Source organism: Pseudomonas siliginis, assembly GCF_024072275.1.
Taxonomy (GTDB): Bacteria; Pseudomonadota; Gammaproteobacteria; order Pseudomonadales; family Pseudomonadaceae; genus Aquipseudomonas; species Aquipseudomonas siliginis.
In genome coordinates, this window is the sequence record NZ_CP099598.1 from 3,722,715 (window position 1) to 3,741,022 (window position 18,308).

Here is an 18,308-nt window from a genome sequence, read left to right on the forward strand (position 1 = left end):
TGTGGGAGCGAGCCTGCTCGCGAAAGCGGTGTGTCATTCAATGAATCCATTGACTGAACCGACGCTTTCGCGAGCAGGCTCGCTCCCACATGGGGATTTGTGTAGTTTTGAAGATCGGGCTCATAACAATAATAAAATCGCTGCACTCAGAGGCTCGCCCCCATGGCCGCACCTGCTTCGCCGCTGTCCCACGACGCGATCGTCCAGACCTCCTGGCAACGTTGCCGCGCGTTCGGCCTCGACCACCAGAGCGCGCCGGCCTTCGATCAATTACCCGCCGCCGGCATTGCACGATTGCTCGACAGCCATCATTCGCTGGTGCAGACCACGCATCAGGAAGTCCTGCCCTACTACGAAAACATCCTCAGCAATTCCAACTGCCTGATCATGCTCGCCGACAATCAGGGCCAAGTGCTGACCTCGTGGGGCACGCAGCGCTTTATCGAACCGAATCTGGCCCGGGGCTTTCAGGCCGGGGCGAGCTGGATGGAGCGCAGCAGCGGCACCAATGCAATCGGCACCGCACTGGCCTGTGAGCAGGCTGTGCACATCGAACACGATGAACACTTCCTCAAGGCCAACCGCTTCATGACCGGCTCCGCCGCGCCGATTTTCGACGCCGAGCGCAAGGTCATCGCCGTGCTCGATGTCTCCAGCGACAGCTATCTGCCACCCTCGCACACCCTCGGCATGGTCAAGATGATGAGCCAGACCGTGGAAAACCGGCTGATCCTCAACCTGTTCCATGGCCAGCACTTTCAACTGACATTCAACACCGGGTTGAACAACCTCGACAGCCAGTGGGCCGGGTTGCTGATCTTCGATGAAAGCGGTCAAGTGCTGTCGGCCAATCGCCGCGCCGACAATTTGCTCGGTGTGCGTTTGTCGCGCGTCAGCGTTGAAAGCCTGTTCAAGGTGTCGCTGCTGGAGTTGATCAATCAGCCCGAGGGTCTGCCGTTTGCCCTGCAGACCTCTGGACGCAACCGTTTCCAGTGTTTGCTGAAACGGCCGAAACAGGCACCGGTGCAGGCGCGAGTGTTTGTCGCCGAGGACAAGCCTGCGCCAGCCAGCGTGATCAGTCTCAATACGCTGCATTTCGGCGACAGCCGCGTGGAAAAGGCCGTGCGCCAGGCCGAGCGCTTGCTGGAAAAAGACATTCCGTTGTTGATCCACGGTGAAACCGGCGTCGGCAAGGAAGTGTTCGTCAAAGCCTTGCACCAGGCCAGCTCCCGGCAAAAACAGGCATTCATCGCGGTGAACTGTGCAGCGATCCCCGCTGAACTGGTCGAGTCCGAGTTGTTCGGTTACGAGAAAGGCGCGTTCACCGGGGCCAACCAGAAAGGCAGCATCGGCCTGATCCGCAAGGCCGACAAAGGCACGCTGTTTCTCGATGAGATCGGTGACATGCCGCTGCCGACCCAGGCGCGTTTGTTGCGAGTGTTGCAAGAGCGTTGCGTGCAGCCGGTGGGCAGCAGCGAGTTATTCCCGGTTGATTTGCGGATCATTTCCGCGACCAACCGTTCGTTGCGCGAACAGGTGCAACTGGGCCGCTTCCGCGAAGATTTGTATTACCGCATTGGTGGGCTGACGCTGGAGCTGCCGCCGTTACGCGAGCGCAGCGACAAGCAAGCGTTGTTCAAACGACTGTGGGAGCAGCATCGCGAGCCGACGCAATGGGCGGGGCTGAGCCCTGAAGTTCTGGAGTTGTTTGAAAAGCATCCGTGGCCGGGGAATTTGCGTCAGGTCAGCAGCGTGATGCAGGTGGCGTTGGCCATGGCCGAGGAGCAACCGGTACGGCCGGAGCATTTGCCGGATGATTTTTTTGTCGATCTGGAGATGGAGCCGGTTGAGACGGCTGCGCCGCTGGGGCTGGATTTGAATGATGTTGAGGCGTTGAATCGCGAGTTGAAGGCGGCCGGGGGAAATATTTCGCATCTGGCGCGGCGGCTGGGGGTTAGCCGGAATACGCTTTACAAGCGGTTGCGGCAGGCTGAATGACAAGTTGTCTGGACGGGCCTCTTCGCGAGCAGGCTCGCTCCCACAGGGGATCGATCGTTCCCACGCTCCGCGTGGGAATGCAGCCCGGGACGCTCCGCGTCCCTACAGAGCCGAACGCGGAGCGTCCGTTGAGGCATTCCCACGCAGAGCGTGGGAACGATCATGGTAGGGGCTCTGGGCCTCAGTCAGCCAGACGCCAGGTAGTCCCACCCTTGCCGTCTTCCAGCACGACACCCATCGCCGTCAACTGATCACGGATACGATCGGACTCAGCCCAATCCTTACTCGCCCGAGCCGCCAGACGCGCCGCAATCAGCGCATCAACCTCAGCCGCATCGACCCGCCCCTCAGCGCCCGCCTGCAGGAAGTCATCGGCCTCAAGTTGCAACACGCCCAGCACACTCGCCAGTTCCTTCAGACGTGCCGCCAGCCCCGCCGCTGCATCAAGATCGCTCTCGCGCAGACGGTTGATCTCGCGCACCATCTCGAACAGCACAGCGCACGCTTCAGGGGTGCCGAAGTCGTCGTTCATCACCGTGGTGAAACGCTCGACGAACGCCTCGCCACCGGCCGGCGCCACGCTCGGCAGGCCTTTCAGCGCATGGTAGAAACGCTCCAGTGCGCCCTTGGCGTCCTTGAGGTTGTCTTCCGAATAGTTGATCGCGCTGCGGTAGTGGCTCGAGACCAACAGGTAACGCACCACTTCCGGGTGGTACTTGTCGAGCACGTCGCGGATGGTGAAGAAGTTGTTCAAGGACTTGGACATCTTCTCGCCATTGATGCGAATCATCCCGCAATGCATCCACGCGTTGGCGTAGGTCTTGCCGGTGGCCGCTTCGCTCTGGGCGATTTCGTTTTCGTGGTGCGGGAACTCCAGGTCGCTGCCGCCGCCATGAATATCGAAAGTCTCACCGAGGCAGCAGGTCGACATCACCGAGCACTCGATGTGCCAGCCCGGACGTCCGGCGCCCCATGGCGATTCCCAGCTCGGCTCGCCCGGCTTGGCGGCTTTCCACAGGACGAAGTCGAGCGGGTCTTGTTTCGACTCGTCGACCTCGATGCGCGCACCGATGCGCAAATCTTCGATCTTCTTGCGCGACAGCTTGCCGTAGCCCATGAACTTGGCGACGCGATAGTACACGTCGCCATTGCCCGGCGCGTAGGCGTAGCCCTTGTCGATCAGGGTCTGGATCATCGCGTGCATGCCAGCGATGTGATCGGTGGCGCGCGGTTCCATGTCCGGCTTCTGGATGTTCAGGCGCGCTTCGTCTTCGTGCATCGCGGCGATCATGCGCTCGGTCAGCGCTTCGAACGACTCACCGTTCTCGCGGGCGCGATTGATGATCTTGTCGTCGATGTCGGTGATGTTGCGCACGTAGGTCAGGTCATAACCGCTGAAGCGCAGCCAGCGCGTCACCAGGTCGAACGCAACCATGCTGCGGCCGTGGCCGAGGTGGCAGTAGTCGTACACGGTCATCCCGCAGACGTACATGCGCACCTTGTTGCCATCCAGCGGCTTGAAGACTTCTTTGCTCTTGGTGAGCGTGTTGTAGATCGTTAGCACGTTAGTTCCTTGACTCACTCACTGGCCCCACGAATCACGCAGGGTCACGGTACGGTTGAATACCGGCTGACCGGGTTTCGAGTCCTTCAGATCCGCGACGAAGTAGCCTTCGCGCTCGAACTGGAAACGGTCTTCCGGCTGTGCGTTGCCGAGCGATGGCTCAGCGCGACAACCGGTCAGCACTTGCAGCGAGTCAGGGTTGATGTTGTCGAGGAAGCTGGCGCTGTCTTCGGCCTTTTCCGGGTTCGGCGAACGGAACAGGCGATCGTACAGACGTACTTCGCACTCGACGCTGGCGGCGGCCGGCACCCAGTGGATCACGCCCTTGACCTTGCGCCCTTCCGGGTTCTTGCCGAGGGTGTCCGGGTCGTACGAGCAACGCAGTTCGACGATGTTGCCGTCGGCGTCCTTGATCGCTTCGTCGGCGCGGATCACGTAGCTGCCGCGCAGACGCACTTCACCGGCCGGTTCCAGGCGCTTGTAGCCCTTCGGCGGCTCTTCCATGAAGTCTTCACGGTCGATGTAGATTTCCCGGGCGAACGGCAGCGCGCGCACGCCCATGTCTTCTTTCGGGTGGCGTGGCAGTTCGAGGTTTTCGACCTGGCCTTCCGGGTAGTTGGTGATGACCACTTTCAGCGGACGCAGCACGCACATGGCGCGCGGGGCGCTGTGGTCGAGGTCGTCACGGATGCTGAATTCGAGCATGCCGAAATCAACCACACCGTCGGAACGGTTGGTGCCGATCATTTCGCAGAAGTTGCGGATCGATTTCGGCGTGTAGCCACGGCGGCGGAAGCCCGACAGCGTGGACATGCGCGGATCGTCCCAGCCATTGACGTGCTTCTCGTCAACCAGTTGCTTGAGCTTGCGCTTGCTGGTGATCGTGTAGTTCAGGTTCAGACGGCTGAACTCGTACTGGCGCGGGTTCGCCGGCACCGGCAGGTTCTCCAGGAACCATTCGTACAGCGGGCGATGGCTTTCGAACTCGAGGGTGCAGATCGAATGCGTGATGCCTTCGATGGCGTCCGACTGACCGTGGGTGAAGTCGTAGTTCGGGTAGATGCACCACTTGTCACCGGTCTGGTGGTGATGGGCGTGGCGGATGCGATACATGATCGGGTCGCGCAGGTTCATGTTCGGCGAGGCCATGTCGATCTTCGCCCGCAGCACGCGCGCGCCGTCCGGGAATTCACCGACCTTCATGCGCGCGAACAGGTCGAGGTTTTCCTCAACCGAACGGTCACGGAACGGGCTGTTCTTGCCCGGCTCGGTGAGGCTGCCACGGTATTCCTTGGCCTGCTCCGGGGTCAGGTCGTCGACGTAGGCCTTGCCGGCCTTGATCAGCTCGACGGCCCAGTCGTGCAACTGGTCGAAATACTGCGAGGCGTAGCGCACTTCACCGGACCATTCGAAGCCCAGCCATTTGACGTCGCTTTCGATGGCGTCGATGTATTCCTGATCTTCCTTGGCCGGGTTGGTGTCGTCGAAACGCAGGTGCGTGACGCCACCGAACTCCTGGGCCAGGCCGAAGTTGACGCAGATCGACTTGGCGTGGCCGATGTGCAGATAGCCGTTAGGCTCCGGCGGGAAACGAGTCACGATCTGGGTGTGCTTGCCCGAGTCCAGGTCTGCCTGGATGATCGGCCGCAGGAAGTTGACCGGCACGGCAGGGCCGGACTTGGCATTCGAGGTAGGGTCGACAGTGGGCTTGCTCATAGGATCCTTGACGTACAGGTGCGCGGCCGCAAAGAGGGGCCAGACAAAACAAAGCCGCTATCATAGCCGATGCTGTCAAGGGCCTGACAGAGCAGCCCCGATAAAGGCATGCATTTAATCGCCGGGAAATGAAAAACCGCCTCGAAATTCGCGCCTGTCACGCTAAACTGCGCACCTTGGCCGAAGCAGGCTGAACCGGTTGTGGGGCTCAATGTCCCAGAACCACGAATTCCTCAGAAGAGTAGCGATCATGACTCAAGTCAAACTGACCACCAACCATGGCGACATCGTCATCGAACTGAACGCTGAAAAGGCGCCGATCACCGTTGCCAACTTCATCGAGTACGTCAACGCCGGTCACTACACCAACACCGTATTCCACCGCGTCATCGGTAACTTCATGATCCAGGGCGGCGGTTTCGAGCCTGGCATGAAAGAAAAGAAAGATAAGCGTCCAAGCATCCAGAACGAAGCGGACAACGGTCTCTCCAACGACAAATACACCGTCGCCATGGCCCGCACCATGGAGCCGCATTCGGCTTCGGCGCAGTTCTTCATCAACGTCGCCGACAACACCTTCCTCAACCACAGCGGCAAGAACGTGCAGGGCTGGGGCTACGCGGTATTCGGTAAAGTCACCGCCGGCACCGACGTTGTCGACAAGATCAAAGGCGTGTCGACCACTTCCAAGTCCGGCCACCAGGACGTACCCGCAGACGACGTGATCATCGAGAAAGCCGAGATCATCGAAGCGTGATATTGCTGATTTCAGACTTGCATCTGGAAGAGGAGCGCCCGGACATTACCCGGGCGTTTCTGGATTTGCTCGCCGGACGCGCCCGCTCGGCGAGTGCGTTGTACATCCTCGGCGACTTCTTCGAGGCGTGGATTGGCGACGACGCCATGACGCCCTTTCAGCGTTCCATCTGCCAGGCCCTGCGCGATTTGAGCGACAGCGGCACAGCCATATTCCTGATGCACGGCAATCGCGACTTCATGCTCGGCAAGGCCTTCTGCAAACAGGCCGGCTGCACCTTGCTGAAGGATCCGAGTGTCGTGCAGTTCTACGGCGAGCCGGTGCTGCTGATGCACGGCGACAGCCTGTGTACCCGCGACGTCGGCTATATGAAGCTGCGGCGTTATCTGCGTAATCCGATCACCCTGTTCATCCTCCGTCACCTGCCACTGCGCAGCCGCCATAAACTGGCGCGCAAGCTACGCAGCGAAAGCCGCGCACAGACGCGGATGAAGGCCAATGACATCGTTGATGTCACCCCGGAAGAGATTCCGCGAGTGATGCAGGAGTTCGGCGTGAAAACCCTGATCCACGGCCATACCCATCGCCCGGCAATTCACAAGTTGCAGCTTGGTGAACAAGCGGCGAAGCGGATTGTGCTGGGGGATTGGGATCGTCAGGGTTGGGCGTTGCAGGTGGATGAGAGCGGGTATGCCTTGGCGCCGTTCGATTTCGCCCCGCCGCTGGCATTGCCGCACGGCTGAAGAGCTTTACCCCCTCACCCCAGCCCTCTCCCCCAGGGGGGCGAGGGGGAAAGGGAGCTGATCGCATGCAGTTCAAAACCTGAGTTCGACTCGGTATCGCAAGTCGATGTACCTCGAACATGCACCGCGGTCAGTCCCCTCTCCCTCCGGGAGAGGGTTAGGGTGAGGGGCTCTTGATTCTAGTGCCCCGAAGCTGCCGGCCCGGCCTTGGCGGCAAACGGCGGTTTCGCCAGCCATACAATCAAAATCAGCCCCATGAATCCCCACCCTAGCAACGTGAAGTAATCCACGGTCGAAAGCATGTACGCCTGGCTGGTGAGGATCTGCTCCATCTGCGCATACGCCGACTGACTCGCCCCACCCAACTGATTCAAGGTCTCACGGGTGGCAGGCTCAAACGTGCTGATGCTTTCGCTCATATACGCATGATGCTGATCGGCCCGGCGAATCCAGATCCAGGTGGTCAGCGACGCCGCAAAGCTGCCGCCCAATGTCCGCAGGAACGTCGCCAGGCCTGCGCCATCAGCGATCTGGCTCGGCGGCAAGTCCGACATCAGAATACTCAGGGTCGGCATGAAGAACAGCGCCACACCGATACCCATGAACAACTGCACCAGAGCGATGTGCTGGAAGTCGACCTCGTTGGTGAACTCGGCACGCATGAAGCAGCTCAGGCCAATCGCCAAAAACGCAATGCCGGCGAGCAGACGCAGGTCGAACTTGTGCGCGTATTTGCCGACAAATGGCGACAGCAACACCGGCAGAATCCCGATCGGCGCCACGGCAAGTCCCGCCCAAGTCGCGGTGTAACCCATTTGCGTTTGCAGCCACTGCGGCAGGATCAGGTTGATGCCGAAGAACCCGGCGTAACCCAAGACCAGCACCAGCGTGCCGATGCGGAAGTTGCGATGGGCGAACAGGCGCAGGTTGACCACCGGATGGCGGTCGGTCATTTCCCAGATCACGAACACCGCCAGCGCGACCACGGAAATCGCCGCGCCGACGATGATGAAGTTCGATTCGAACCAGTCCAGGTCATTGCCCTTGTCGAGGATCACCTGCAACGCGCCGACGCCAATGATCAGGGTGATCAGGCCGACGTAATCCATCGGCTGGCGACTGGTCACCACCGGCCGTTTCGCCAGTTGCGAACGCACCACCATCACCGCAAAGATGCCGATCGGTACGTTGATGAAGAAGATCCACGGCCAGCTGTAACTGTCGGTGATCCAGCCGCCGAGAATCGGCCCGGCAATCGGCGCGACCACCGTGACCATCGCCAGCAATGCCAGGGCCATCCCGCGTTTCGCCGGCGGATACACCGCGATCAACAGGGTCTGCGTCATCGGGTACAGCGGCCCGGCCACCAGGCCTTGCAGCACACGAAAGCCGATCAGCTCAGGCATCGAAGTGGAGATACCGCAGAGAAACGACGCCAGCACAAACAGCATCGTCGCCCACAGAAACAGCTTCACCTCACCGAAGCGGCGGCTGAGCCAACCGGTCAGCGGCAGCGCAATCGCGTTGCTCACGGCAAACGAAGTGATGACCCAGGTGCCCTGCTCCGAACTCACCCCGAGGTTGCCGGAAATCGTCGGCAGCGCCACGTTGGCGATGGTCGTGTCGAGCACTTGCATGAACGTCGCCAGCGACAGGCCGATGGTGCTGAGCAACAGGCTGGGCGGCGTGAAAGAAGCGTTATTGCTCATTGTGAATCCTATGAAACCTGATGGTCGCTGCGGTCTGATGAACACAGCAGGCCCTGTGGTAACAGGCCCTTGTGGCGAGGGGATTTATCCCCGCTGGGTCGCGAAGCGGCCCCTCTTTTGGCTCAGGAAAAACGGGCCTGCTGCGCAGTCCAGCGGGGATAAATCCCCTCGCCACAGATAAATCCCCTCGCCACAGATAACCGCTCACCACAGAGCCTACTTCTGATCCGGTGTGCTCTCAGCGCTGCGCGGTCTTGCCTGCTGCTGCGCTGTTGTCGTGAATCAACTGGGCAATCATCGCGTCCGCTTCGGCCAGTTGGCGCTCGTAGACGTTGGTGCTGAACGAGGCCTTTTGCGGCGGTTGCTGGGCCAGCACCGGGCCGCTCTGGTCGTGCAGATTGACCTCGACATTGGTCGACAGACCGACACGCAGCGGGTGCTTGGCCAGCTCTTCGGCATTGATGTGGATACGCACCGGCACACGCTGAACAATCTTGATCCAGTTACCGGTGGCGTTCTGTGCCGGCAGCAGAGCAAACGCGCTACCCGTACCGGCACCGAGGCTGTCGACGGTGCCGCTGTATTTCACGTCGCTGCCATAAATATCGGCCTCGATATCGACAGGCTGACCGATGCGCATGTCACGCAGTTGGGTTTCCTTGAAGTTGGCATCGATCCACAGCTGATCCAGCGGAATCACCGCCATCAACGCGGTGCCCGGCTGCACGCGCTGACCGAGTTGCACGGTGCGCTTGGCGACGTAACCGGTGACCGGCGCGATCAAGGTGCTGCGCGCATTGGTCAGGTAGGCCTGACGCAGATCGGCAGCCGCCGACATTACGTCCGGATGGGACGAGACCACGGTGTCGTCGACCAGTGCGCTGGTGGTTTTCAGTTGCTGTTTGGCGTTAGCCAAGGCGTTCTGCGCCGAGGTCAGGTCGTCGCGGGCGTGGGACAGCTCTTCCTGGGAAATCGCCCCGCCTTGGGCGAGATTTTTCCGTCGGTTGTAGTTGTCCTGGGCTTTCTGCACTTCGGCCTGCTGCGCGTTGACCTGCGCTTTCATGCCGTCGACGTTGCTGTACAAACCGCGCACCTGACGCACGGTGCGGGCCAGTTTGGCCTTGGCACTTTGCAGGCCGACTTCGGCATCGTTGGGGTCGAAGTTGACCAGCACCTGGCCTTCCTGGACCAGATCACCGTCGTCAGCGCCGATGCTGACCACGGTGCCGGTGACCAGCGGCGTGATCTCCACGACGTTGCCATTGACGTAGGCATCGTCGGTGCTTTCGTTAAAGCGCCCGATGAACTCGTGATAGGCCCAGACGCCGGCAATGGCGAGCAGGACGACCACGGCGAGGGCCAGCAGCATCACCTTGCGTTTGCGCGGGTTGCCGGTGTCCGGGGTGTTGTCTTGAGCTTGGGTGTTTTCGGCAGTGGCCATGACAAATACCTTGAATTATGGGTGCGACGAGGCGGGGCTGGCGTTGGCTGCGCTCAGGTTTTCACCCTGAAAGCCGCCGCCCAGCGCTTGCATCAGTTGAATCGACAGGTCGATCTGCTCGGCATTGAGGGTCGCCAGCTGACGCTGTGCCTGGAGCAATTGCTGCTCGATGCTGAGCACGTCCAGGTAGTTGCCGATGCCGGAACCGTAACGCTGGACGACGGTGTTGTAAGAATCCTGAGCGATGTCGGTGGCATGTTGCTGCGCGCCGATCTGCCGGCCGATATCGCGTAACTGATTGATCGTATCGCCGACATCGCCCAGGGCTTTGACCAGACTCTTGTTGTACTGCGCCACCGCCAGATCGTAATCGGCGTCGCGGGCATCAAGGTTGGCGCGCAGGCGGCCGCCATCGAAAATCGGCAGCGATACGGTCGGCGCGATGTTGAAGAAACGGCTGGCCGAACCGAACATCGCATCACCCAGCAACGACTCGGCGCCGGCCGAGGCCGACAGGTTGAGGTTGGGATAGAAGCGGGTTTTCGCCGCATCGATGTCTTTGCTCGCCGCCTCGACCCGCCAGCGCGCCGCGACCAGATCCGGGCGGCGGCCGAGCAGTTCCGCTGGCAACACCGAGGGCACCGCCACGGCGCTGGCTTGCAGAACTTTCGGTCGAGCGATTTCGTTGCCACGATCCGGGCCTTTGCCGAGCAATACCGCCAAGGCAATCTTCGCGCTGTTCAGGCGTTTTTCCGCGTCGATCAGGCTGGCCTGAGAACTGGCTTCCAGACTCTGGGTTTGCTGGAACTGGTACTGGCTATCGATCCCCGAACTCAAGCGGCGCTGACTGAGGTCGAGCATTTGCCGGGTGCGCTTGAGGTCTTCGCTGGCAAGGTCGTAAACGATGTGCGCCTGACCGAGATCGCTGTACGCACGGGCGACGTCAGCGGCAAGTGTCAACTGCGCCGCCTGACGGTCGACTTCAGCAGCGCGCGCCTCGCCGAGTGCGGCTTCCCAGGCATCGCGCTGGCCGCCCCACAAATCGAAGTTGTAATTGAAGCCGGCGCTGACATTGCGCACCGTCGCGTAAGCCCCGCCCTGCCCGCGCGGATCCTGGTCACGAGCCAGCCGCGAACGGCTGATGCCGGCGCTGGCGTCGAGGGTCGGATAACGTTCGGCATCGGCGGCATAGGCGGCGGCAATGGCGTGATGGGCGCGGGCTGCGGCGATCTGCATGTCCGGGCTGTCATGCAGGGCTTCGCGGATCAGGCCGTCGAGCTGCGGATCACCGAGGCTGCTCCACCAATCGCTTTTCGGCCACGCCGCTGGCGACAGGGTGACGCCGTCCAGAGACTGCGCTGTCTTCAGGCTCTTCGCGTCGAGGCGTTGGCCTTCAGTGTCGAGGCCGCTGTAATTGGCGCAACCGGCGAGGATCATCGCCGACAACAGCAGCGTCAGACTGCTGCGCAAAGTGTTAGCGCTCATTGTGATCACCTAGACGCTGGATGGTGATCGGGTCACCGGCGGCCAGCAGGATTTTCTTGAGGATGTATTCCAGGGTTTTCAGCTCTTCGCGGGAGATCGCGCCGGCCAGTTCATTCATCGCATCGGCACCGATGTGCGGCAGGCGATCAGCCAGTTGCTGGCCCTGCTCGGTCAGTTTCAACTGCACCTGACGCCGGTCGCCTTCGCTGCGCTGGCGAATCAGAAAAGCCTTCTGCTCGAGGCGATCGAGCATGCGCGTCATCGACCCGCTGTCCAGCGACAGATGGCGGCACAGCTCGGCCGGGGTGTCGACGCCGAACTGGGCCATGATGATCAACACCTTGAACTGCGCGGCGGTGATGCCGTGGGGTTCCATGTGGGTATCGATGATCCGGTCCTTGAGCAACGCGGCACGACCGAGCAACAGGCCGAGGTGGCAATGTTTGAATTCTTCCGGAGTGAAATGCTTCATGGGTCGACCTGATAACTGCCTAGGCAGTGAATGTATGTCGAGATGTTACTGCTTAGGCAGCGAATGTCAACGCAATAGTTAGGGGGCTTTGTAATTAATCACTGACCGGCCACGCGGGATCGTTCCCACGCTCCGCGTGGGAATGCAGCCGGGGACGCTCTGCGTCCGTTTTTTTTGAGAGCCGGGACGCAGAGCGTCCCTTGAGGCATTCCCACGCAGAGCGTGGGAACGATCATTGGAGAGAACGCGCTCTAGAAATCCCGCTTGTAGAAAATATCCAGCGAACTCGCCACGCCGCTCGCCGCTTCGACGTAGACCTTCTTGCTCAGCTTGTAGCGCAAGGCGATGGTGCTGGCCGGTTCGAAGACGCCGACGCCGTAGCGCAGGCTGAGTTTTTCGGAGATGTTGCCGCTGGCGACGACGCTGGTGTCGTTGCCGCTGCCCTGGGTGTCGAGCTGGAAATCCTCGATGCCCAGATCCTTGGCCAGACCACTGGTGACCCCGGCGCTGCCCATCAGGCCCAGGCCCAGCGCGGCTTGCGCGAGCATGTTGTTGTCTTCGCCATTGGTGCTCAGCGGGCGGCCCAGCACCAGGTACGACAGCGCCTGTTCCTGACTCATCGCCGGTTCGGAGAAGATCTGCGTGGTCGGCTGTTCGGCGCTGCCGCTCAGGCGAATACCGGCGATGACGTCGTCGGTCTGGCGGATCGCTTCGATGTCCAGATATGGCTGGTCGATGGGACCGGCGAACAACAGACGCGCGCGACGCACCGTCAGGCGCTGGCCGTAGGCGCGATAGCGGCCGTCGTTGAGCCAGAGCTCGCCACGGGTGTCCATGTTGTCGCCGATGTGCACCTGACCTTGCAGATTGGCGGTCAGGCCGAAACCGGCAAAGCTCAGCTTGTCCTGGCCGACGATCACGTCGATGTCCATTTTCATCGCGATCGGTGGTTTGCCCTCTTCGGTCTGTGCGCCGACGATGATCGTGTCGTCGGAGACTTTCACCGTCGATGGCGGAAGCTCGCGCACGGTGATTTCGCCTTTCGGCACCAGCACCTTGCCAGCAACTTTCAGCTCATCGCCGGCCATGGAAATCTTCAGGTCCGGGGCCATTTCCAGTTTGGCGTAGGGCTCGACGCTGACCGGCAATTGCGTGCCCTTGAGCGCCAGATCGACCACCAGCGCCTGCCCCCAGGCGACGTTGCCGTTGAGGCTGCCCTTGCCAGTCTTGCCGCTGTTCCAGCCGCCGTCCAGGCGCATCGATTCGCCGGCGATCGCCGCAGTCAGTTGCAGATTCTGCAGCTCCATCGGCAGTTCGGCACCGGACACTTCGCCATCGCTGAGCTGCACAGTGCCGTTGACCAGCGGCGCGAGCAGGCCACCGGAAATAGTGCCGCTGCCGTTGAGCCGGCCGGTGAGTTTTTCCACCATCGGCACGAACGGCCGCGCCACCGACAGGTCGAGGCCAGAGAGGCGGAACGAGCCGCTCAGCGGTTTGTTTTTCGGCAGCGGATTGAGCTGCGCTTGCACCAGCAATTCGCCGAGTTTGCCGCCGACAAAATTGAGCTCGGTGTCGACCCGCTTGGGCGTGAGCTTGCTGCTGAGTTTGAGGGTCTGGTAGGGGAAATCCAGCCAGCGATCCTTGTCGCGCACGCGCAGGGTGCCGCCGCTGGCGTCGACACTGACCACGCCGTTCGGGCCGCTCGCCGGCAGGTCCAGTTGCAGATCGGCGTTGAGCCGGCCCTGCCAGGCGAAGTCTTTGGGCAACCATTGCGCAAGGCTTTCGATCGGGAATTGCTTGAGGTGATAACGCAGCTTAGGCTCGGGCATCAGGCGCTGATCTTCGCCACACAGGCTGGCATTGCCGGACAGCCAGCAATGCGCGCCGAAATTGATCTGGCCGTCCGCCAGGCGCTCCAGTCTGGCCGGGCTTTGCAGCTTCCAGTCCTGGCCACCGGCCTGAATGTCGCCACTGGCCAAGCGTCCGCGCCAGTTGCCCTTGTCCAGATTGCCGTCCAGCCCCAGCGCCAGTTTCAGCTTCGGTCCGATCAGGTCGAGATTGAGTTTCTGGCTTTTGATATCGCCCTGAGCACTGGCGGTCAGGGTGCCCAGCGAGGTGTCGCCGGTCTGAATGCCGCTGCCTTTGAGATTGATCTTCGCTCGTTGCGCGCTGTCGAGCGTGGCGTCGAGGTTGAGGCTTTGCAGGCGATTGTCCTGGAAGGCCAGTTGCGAACCTTGCAGATCGAGCTTGCCCTGCGGCGCCTTCAGCGTGCCGGCGACGTTGACCTGACCGTTGACCTGACCGCGCAATTGCGGCCACAGCTGGGCCAGACGCGGCAGCTTGATGTCGATCTGACCGCCGAGTTTGTCCTGCAGGCTGCCCTTGCCATTGATGCTGTTGTCGCCGAGGCGGATCTGCAGGGCGTTGAGGTTCCAGCGCTCGCCCGCGCCGTCAGCCTTGGCCTGCAAAATCGCCGGTTGGCCGCGCAGCTTGCCTTTGAGGTCGAGGTCGGCGCTGAGGCTGAGCTGATCATTTTTCATCTCGCCTTTGCTCCTCAACGGCCCGGCCAGCGTGCCCGGCAGCTCCGCGACCCAGTACGCCGGGTTGAGCGCCGACAGATCCAGCGCGGTATCCCAGGCGATGCCGTCGGCGAAGCGCACATTGACGTGCCCTTCGGCCTTGCCCTGCCCGGCCTGCATGACCAGTTGCGGCAAAGCGATCTGTTCCAGACTGCCGCCGAACGGACTGCTCAAGGTGAACGCCCCGGCCGGGCCATCCAACGCGGCGTCGAAGTTGCCGAGGTACTGACCATCGGTGTAGGACACTTCGCCAGTGAAAGTACGCAATGCGACTTGCGGCTCGGCGATTTCCGGATAGAGCCGATGCCACGGGAAGTCTTGCCAGTTGATATTGGCCTGAGCGCTGAGGCCTTTGCTCCAGTCGACGTTGCCGGTGAGCTTGAGGCTTTGCTTGTCGTTGGCGTTGAGGTCGAGCCCGGCAATCTGCGCGCCGTTGGCGTCAACCTTGCCCTTGAGCAGCAGCGCCACCGGTGATTTCTGGGCGGGCAACGATGCGTTGCCGAGCAGTTGATAACCGTTTTTCAGGTCGCCTTCGCCGGTGAGCACAAGCTGATTGAATTGCAGCGTGTCCGGCAGATCGGCGCTCGGCTTGAACGCATCGCTGGTGACGCGCAGCTTGGCCGGGAGGTTTTCCGCCAGCGCTTGCAGCTCGCCGTTCAACTGGCCGTCGAGGTAGCCGCGGCTGTCGGCGTGCAGGTTGAGGGTTTTCAGCAGGTCGCCGTCGACTTTCAGCGCCAGCGTCCACGGCTCGCTGCCGGGAGAAGGCAAAGTCAAATCGCCCTGAATCGTCAGCGGCCAGTTGCCGCTCGGTTGCAGCAGGCCGGACAGGTTCAGGCTGAGCTCGTCGCGCTGCAATTTCACGCTGTCGATCTGCAGGCCTTGTGCGGTCCAGTGCGCCGCCAGTTGCAAGCCCTTGAGCTGTTCGCTGCCGTTGAACAACAGGCTGCCGACCTCGACGTCGCCCAATTCGATGGCCAACGGCAATTGCAGGTCCGGCAGTTTGATCGGGCCGCTCTCGGTGGTTTCTTCGCTCGGCGGGAATTGCAGGATCACCTGAGCGGCCTTGAGCTGATCGATGCACAAGGTCATGCGCGTCAGGCACAGCGGCGACCAGGCGAAGATTGCCTTGTTCAGCTCGACGCGGCTTGTGTCCTGCTGCCACACCAGGTGATCGGCACTCCACTGCCCAGCGAGGCGACCGTGGAAATTCTCCACGGTCAAGCCGGGCACAAGGCCCAGCGCCCAACGACTGCCGGCCTGCGTGCCAAGCAGTGCGGCCAGGCTCAAGACGATCAACAAGACCAGCGCCAACAGCGTCAGCGCCGTTATTTTCACACCACGCTTCACAGCTCAGGCCCCATGGAAAAGTGCAGCCGGATGCCGCCGTCGTCGTCCAGCGCATGGGCCAGGTCAAGGCGGATCGGCCCGACCGGCGAGACCCAGCGCACACCTACACCGACCCCGGTCTTGAGGTCGGGCAGTTCGAGTTTGTTAAAAGAGTTGCCTTGGTCGACGAAGGTCGCGACCCGCCATTTCTCGGCGATCGAATACTGATACTCGACGCTGCCGGCAATCATGTAGCGGCCACCGATGCGGTCGCCGTCAGAGTTTTTCGGCGACAGGCTCTGATAGTCGTAACCGCGCACGCTCTGATCGCCACCGGCAAAGAAGCGCAGCGACGGCGGAATCGAGTTGTAGCCGTTGGTGGCGCTGCCGCCGACCTGCACGCGGCCGAGCAGGCGGTGCCTGTCGAACACCGTGGTCAGGCCCTTGACCAGCGCGGTGCCGTATAGAAGGTTGTTGTCCGAACCGAGGCCTTCCTTGGCCACTTTGCTTTCGAAGCTCAGGCGATAGCCGTTACGCGGGTCGATGCGGTTGTCGCTTTTCAGATAGGAATAACTGATGCCGGGCATGAGCAACGTGCTCAGGCCGGAGTCGTCGCCGAGTTCGTATTCTTCACGTTGCCATTTCAGCGAGATCACCCGCTGCCAGCCGCTGGGCAACTTGCTGTGCCATTCCGGGCCGAACGTCAGCAGCTTGCTGAGGGTGTCGGAGCCTTCGATGTCTTCGAACTGATAGCCGCCGGCCCAGCGCAGTTTGTCGGTCAATGGCGGGTCGAGCGGGATGTCGTAGAACAGCCCGACGTTCTGCCGGGGCGCCGAGAGCTCGGCCTCCCAGCCATAGCTGTCGCCCTGCGGGTTGACCCAGTGACGCGTCCAGTTGGCCTTGATCCGTGGCCCGACGTCGGTCGAATAACCGAGGCCCAGGCCCATGGTGCGCGGCTTGCGCGTGTCGAGTTTGACGGCGACCGGAATCACATCGTTCTGCGCTGCCGTCGGTGCCGCGTCGACGCGCACGCCTTCGAAATAGCCGCTCGATTGCAGATCGCGATTGAGTTCGGCGATCAGTTCCGAATCGTAAGGCTCGCCTGCCTTGAACGGCACCATGCGTTGCAGCAGGTCTTCGTCGAACGGCGTGTCGCCCTCGAAACTGACTTTGCCCAGCGCATAGCGCGGGCCGCTGTCGTAGATCAATTCGATGTCGGCCACGCCCGCGCGGGGATCGACCATGAGTTTCTGGCTGGTGAAATGACCGCTGAAGTAACCGAAGCGCGAGGCCTGATTCTGGATCACGCGCTTGGCGTCTTCGTAACGGCCATGGTTGAGCACGGCGCCGGACTTGAGCAGGTCGCTTTTCGGCACGCGAAAGGATTTCAGCGAGGCCGCCGGGCCGTCGACGCGCACGGTGACGTTGCGCAGGCGAATCGGCTCGCCGGGATCGATGTTCAACACCAGACGCGGTTTTTCTCCGCCCTTGATGTCACTGTCGATCTGCGGCTGGTAGTAGCCCAGCGCCTGAGCCGCTTTGCGCGCCTGCTCTTCGGCGCCGCGACTGAAACGCAGCAAGGCTTCTTCGTCGCGATCGCCGAGGCTGCCGATATAGCCTTCTATATTGGCCTTGAGTTCATCGTTGGACGGCTTGATCCGTACATCCAATTCACTTTGCGCCAGCGCCGCGCAGCTGGATAACAGCATCAGCACGCCGCTGGTAAATCTTCGTGGAAACTTCATAGGCGCGGATGCTATCACGGGCTCGGGAGCCTGATAGAACAGGTAATTTGTGAAGAAGTTCGATCGTTATCCCGTTGCTGTTTGTAACACCTGCGGATTGGCGTGGAAAAATACGTGTTCGCGCACCGGCCCGACGGCAACCTCGCCGATCTCCTGATAACCCTGCCTTTTATAGAATTCCAGGTAGCGCGGGTTGCCGGTGTCGAGCACCACGCCTTGCGATGTTTCATCGACGGCGCACCAGTTGTGCACGGCAGTGAGCAATTGTTCTCCGTAATGCTTGCCTTGAAACTGCGGATGCACACCGAGCAGCGGCAGCATGTGCACCGAGTCACCCGGCACGCATGCAGCAACGGCATCGTGGTATTCCAGATAACGCCGGGTGCAGCGAAAACCGGTGCTGAGCACCATGCGCAAGCGCCATGCCCAGCTTTCGGTAACGCCCAGGCGCCGTTGCGGCGGTGCGATCAGGGCGATGCCGATCAAGCGATCGTTGACCAACAGGCCGATCGCCGGCAGGTCCTGGAGAAAATGCTGTTTGACCAACTCGCGCACCGTCGCGCGCACCCGTTGTTCATAGCCGGGACGTTCGGCTTCGAACAGGTAGCCGAAGGTCGGCTCGTGGCGATAGGCCTGATACAGCAACGAGCGGGCTTCGCGCGAATAGCCGCGGTCGAGCATGTGGATGTCGGCAACGGCGGTCTGGGTTTCAGGCATTGCAGTGATTCTCCCCGGGGGCGCGCTCGGAGGCTGGCGCGCTTGTTGGTACGAAC

Annotated in this window: 12 protein-coding genes; 3 read left to right on the forward strand and 9 right to left on the reverse strand. The window is 61.5% G+C overall.

Annotated elements, in window-relative coordinates:
* The first annotated feature begins 162 nt into the window (after positions 1–162).
* On the forward strand, positions 163–1,998 hold the full coding sequence (locus NF676_RS17040) for a sigma-54-dependent Fis family transcriptional regulator (RefSeq protein ID WP_252876569.1): 1,836 nt from the start codon (positions 163–165) through the stop codon (positions 1,996–1,998).
* A 181-nt stretch (positions 1,999–2,179) separates the two neighbouring features.
* On the opposite strand, the gene cysS is transcribed toward NF676_RS17040, so the two are convergent.
* Both cysS and NF676_RS17050 read right to left on the reverse strand, forming a co-directional pair.
* Positions 2,180–3,562: a cysteine--tRNA ligase gene (cysS, locus tag NF676_RS17045; protein WP_095182076.1), complete on the reverse strand. Its 1,383-nt coding sequence runs from the start codon at positions 3,560–3,562 to the stop codon at positions 2,180–2,182.
* An 18-nt stretch (positions 3,563–3,580) separates the two neighbouring features.
* Positions 3,581–5,278 carry a glutamine--tRNA ligase/YqeY domain fusion protein gene (locus NF676_RS17050; protein WP_252886432.1) on the reverse strand — a complete coding sequence of 566 codons (1,698 nt, stop codon included), beginning with the start codon at positions 5,276–5,278 and terminating at the stop codon, positions 3,581–3,583.
* Between the two features lie 250 nt (positions 5,279–5,528).
* Here NF676_RS17050 and NF676_RS17055 point away from each other — a divergent pair, with 250 nt between their 5' ends.
* Both NF676_RS17055 and lpxH read left to right on the forward strand, forming a co-directional pair.
* Positions 5,529–6,035, forward strand: a complete 507-nt coding sequence (locus NF676_RS17055) for a peptidylprolyl isomerase (protein WP_252886433.1) — start codon at positions 5,529–5,531, stop codon at positions 6,033–6,035.
* Positions 6,032–6,778 carry a UDP-2,3-diacylglucosamine diphosphatase gene (gene lpxH / locus NF676_RS17060; protein WP_056788853.1) on the forward strand — a complete coding sequence of 249 codons (747 nt, stop codon included), beginning with the start codon at positions 6,032–6,034 and terminating at the stop codon, positions 6,776–6,778. The genes NF676_RS17055 and lpxH overlap by 4 nt, the downstream gene beginning before the upstream one ends.
* Before the next feature lie 179 nt (positions 6,779–6,957).
* Here lpxH and NF676_RS17065 read toward each other — a convergent pair whose 3' ends face one another.
* From NF676_RS17065 to NF676_RS17095, 7 genes are all read right to left on the reverse strand, one after another.
* On the reverse strand, positions 6,958–8,487 hold the full coding sequence (locus NF676_RS17065) for a DHA2 family efflux MFS transporter permease subunit (protein ID WP_252886434.1): 1,530 nt from the start codon (positions 8,485–8,487) through the stop codon (positions 6,958–6,960).
* Between the two features lie 238 nt (positions 8,488–8,725).
* Positions 8,726–9,928, reverse strand: a complete 1,203-nt coding sequence (locus NF676_RS17070) for an HlyD family secretion protein (protein ID WP_016775298.1) — start codon at positions 9,926–9,928, stop codon at positions 8,726–8,728.
* A 15-nt stretch (positions 9,929–9,943) separates the two neighbouring features.
* Positions 9,944–11,413 (reverse strand): efflux transporter outer membrane subunit, encoded by a 1,470-nt coding sequence (locus tag NF676_RS17075; RefSeq protein ID WP_252886435.1) that lies wholly within the window; start codon positions 11,411–11,413, stop codon positions 9,944–9,946.
* A complete protein-coding gene (locus tag NF676_RS17080) occupies positions 11,403–11,885 on the reverse strand; it encodes a MarR family winged helix-turn-helix transcriptional regulator (protein WP_024013429.1) in 483 nt (160 codons plus the stop codon). Before NF676_RS17080 ends, NF676_RS17075 begins: the two co-directional genes overlap by 11 nt.
* Positions 11,886–12,136: 251 nt before the next feature.
* A complete protein-coding gene (locus NF676_RS17085; protein WP_252886436.1) occupies positions 12,137–15,811 on the reverse strand; it encodes a translocation/assembly module TamB domain-containing protein in 3,675 nt (1,224 codons plus the stop codon).
* A complete protein-coding gene (locus NF676_RS17090; RefSeq protein WP_095182082.1) occupies positions 15,808–17,535 on the reverse strand; it encodes an autotransporter assembly complex protein TamA in 1,728 nt (575 codons plus the stop codon). Before NF676_RS17090 ends, NF676_RS17085 begins: the two co-directional genes overlap by 4 nt.
* 66 nt (positions 17,536–17,601) lie before the next feature.
* Positions 17,602–18,252, reverse strand: a complete 651-nt coding sequence (locus NF676_RS17095; RefSeq protein ID WP_041477100.1) for a GNAT family N-acetyltransferase — start codon at positions 18,250–18,252, stop codon at positions 17,602–17,604.
* Positions 18,253–18,308: the final 56 nt, after the last annotated feature.